This is a genomic window from Glycocaulis sp., assembly GCF_052168375.1.
GTDB lineage: Bacteria > Pseudomonadota > Alphaproteobacteria > Caulobacterales > Maricaulaceae > Glycocaulis.
On record NZ_JBQLZR010000129.1, the window covers coordinates 1 to 2,855 of the forward strand.

The window sequence follows — 2,855 nt, forward strand, 5'->3', positions numbered from 1 at the left end:
TACTTCCGCCTTGAGCGCGATAATGAGCGCGCCATCCTCATGGACGCGCCCGCTGCGGCGGAAATGCCTCTTGCACCCGGCAATGCGAGCCCGGAAGACCGCGCCCGCCTCGGCTATAACGCCGTGGCGCGCCTTGCCGGCAATAATGTCGCCGCCTTTGCCGGACTGGCCCGCGCCCTGACAGAGCGGGGCTTTTCCGCGCCGCGTATTTTTGCCGCCGACATGGGCAAGGGATTGCTCCTGATCGAGGATCTGGGCGAGGGGCTCTATGCCCGTGCCATCCCGGCAGGTGCCCACGAGGGCACGCTCTATGCGAGCGCGGTCGATACACTCGCCGCCATTTACCGCTCCAGCTTTCCCGATGTTTTCGAGGCGGATGCTGGCGCAAGCTGGCGGGTGCATGCCTATGACGCGACAGCTCTTCTGGCGGAAACCGGGCTTTACACCGACTGGTATCTGCCGCGCTTCGGCGTGCGCCCCACCGGTGATGCCCTAGCCGAGTGGCAGGGTGTTTGGGGGGAGGCATTCAGCCATCTGGAGGCCCATGCGCCAGGCCTTGCCTTGCGCGATTATCATGCCGAGAACCTGATCTGGCTTCCGGGCCGGGATATCGGCCAGCAAACGGGCCTTCTGGATTTCCAGGACGCGCTCTTTGCCCATCCCGCCTATGACCTTGTGTCCCTGCTGGAAGATGCGCGCCGTGATGTGTCGCCCGATCTGGTCGAGCCGCTCAAGAGTCGCTTCTTCCGCAATGCCCGCCTGAGCGACCGGGCGGCCTTTGATGCGGCCTATGCCGTGCTGGGCGCGCAGCGCAACGCCAAGATTCTGGGCATTTTTGTCCGTCTTGCTGAACGCGATGGCAAGGCGCGCTATCTCGATCTGATCCCGCGCGTGAAGGCCCATTTCGAGCGTGATCTTGCCCATCCTGCGCTCCGCCGGGTCGCCGGTCTGGTGCGCAGTCTGACGGGGGAGGCGGCGCGGTGAGGCCTCACCGCGCCATGGTGATGGCCGCCGGGCTTGGCACCCGGATGCGCCCGCTTACCGATGACCGGCCCAAGGCGCTCGTCGAGGTTGGCGGGCGGGCCTTGCTCGACTGGACGCTGGATGCGCTGGCGCGGGGCGGCGTCGAGGAGGCTGTGGTGAACATCCACCATTTTGCCGACCGGATGCGTGCTCATCTGGAAAACCGCCAGGGCGCGCCGCTTATCCATGTTTCCGATGAGACGGAGAGGCTTCTGGAAACCGGTGGCGGGCTGGTGAAGGCTGCGCCGCTTCTGGGGGCAGACCCGGTTTTCGTGGCCAATATCGACGCTTTCTGGATCGATGAGGGCGGAGTGGAGCTTAATCGTCTCGCCGGAGGTTTTGATCCGGAGGCGATGGATTTCCGTCTGCTTCTGGCGCGCAAGAACAATCTTCTCGGCCTTGAAGGCGCCGGTGATTTTGCCTTTGCCGAAGGCGGGCGTCTCATCCGGTTCAAGGATGCCCCGGCGGGCGCAGAGCCGCTCTTCTATGCCGGTGTACAGGTGATGCATCCGCGCGTGCTGGCCGGCTGGCCGTGCGAGCCGTTTTCCACCAACCGGTTATGGGATGTTGCCCTTAAGGCCGGGCGTGTGACCGGTCAGGTGATGGACGCGTTCTGGATGCATGTTGGCGATCCACAATCGCGGGACGCTGCCGAGAATCGGCTAGTCTCTGGCGCATGAGCGCCCCGGACATCTTCGCCACGCCATCGCCAAGGGTTTACACCCTCTCTCCCGCGGGCAATATCCTGCTTTCCCTTGCACGCACGCTGTCCGATGCCTTTCCCGATCCGGAGGCGCTGGCAGGCGTGACCGTGCTTCTGCCGACGCGCCGGGCGGGGCGGGCGCTGGGTGAAGCCTTTGGCGCGATTCAGGCCGAGCGGGGCATTCCGGCTGCTATCCTGCCGCTCATCCGGCCCTTGGGCGATGTCGATGCCGACGAACCCCCGTTCGAGCCGGGCGAGTTTGCCGAACTTGCCTTGCCGGCCATCAGCTCGGCCCGGCGCCGCTTTGAACTCGCCAGCCTCATCCTCGCGCGCGAAACCGCTTCCGGGCGTGAGATGACGCCGGACGGTGCACTTGTCATGGCCGATGCGCTGGCAGGCCTGCTGGACGAGTTCGCGTCCGAAGGTGTGGAGGATCTTTCCGGGCTCGACGAGGCCATGCGTGCCGCCCTGCCTGTCGGGCGTCAGGAAGCTGCGCTCTTTGTGGATATTGTACTCGATGCCTGGCCCCGGCATCTGGCATCGCTTGGCCTTGTCGATCCGGCGCGCCGCCGGTCGGGCCTCCTGACCGCGCTAGCAGACCGATGGCGGGAGACGCCGCCAGCGGGGCCGGTCATCGCGGCCGGCTCCACCGGCTCGATCCCTGCTGCCGCGGAATTGCTGGCGTGCGTTGCCGGGCTTGAGAAGGGTGCGGTGGTCCTGCCAGGCCTTGCCGGTTTCATGGACGATGCCAGTTGGGCCGCCATTGATGACGGTCATCCCCAGCGGGCCATGAAGGCACTTCTGGAACGTATCGGTATTTCACGCAAAGCTGTGAAGGACTGGCCGGTCAGTTTACGCAAGTACTGGCCGGGCCGCGCCGCAGAGGCGCGAACCCGTCTGATCACCGAGGCCTTGCGTCCTGCCGATGAAACCGCCGACTGGCTCGACCGCCTCAAGAGGCTGGGCGAGGACTGGAAGGGCGACATCATGAAAGAGGGCCTTAACGGCCTTGGCGTGATTGAAGCCAGAACCCCAGCCAGCGAAGCGCGCGCGATTGCGCTGGCCTTGCGGCACGCGCTGGAAACCGAAGGCCGTACCGCGATGGTGGTCACGCCGGACCGCGCACTTG

Annotated in this window: 2 protein-coding genes and 1 pseudogene; all 3 read left to right on the forward strand. The window is 65.6% G+C overall.

All coding sequences use genetic code 11. The annotated features are described in order from the left end of the window. Window positions 1-984 (forward strand): aminoglycoside phosphotransferase family protein (locus tag ACTS2Z_RS05045; protein WP_442572136.1); only part of this gene is annotated, 984 nt, incomplete at its 5' end. Then, the gene (locus ACTS2Z_RS05050) at window positions 981-1,703 is read left to right on the forward strand and encodes a nucleotidyltransferase family protein (protein WP_442572137.1); all 723 of its coding nucleotides are present in this window, start codon (window positions 981-983) and stop codon (window positions 1,701-1,703) included. The genes ACTS2Z_RS05045 and ACTS2Z_RS05050, both read left to right, overlap by 4 nt. Beyond that, window positions 1,700-2,855: pseudogene (locus ACTS2Z_RS05055) on the forward strand (double-strand break repair protein AddB); the annotation flags it as partial. The gene ACTS2Z_RS05050 and the pseudogene ACTS2Z_RS05055, both read left to right, overlap by 4 nt.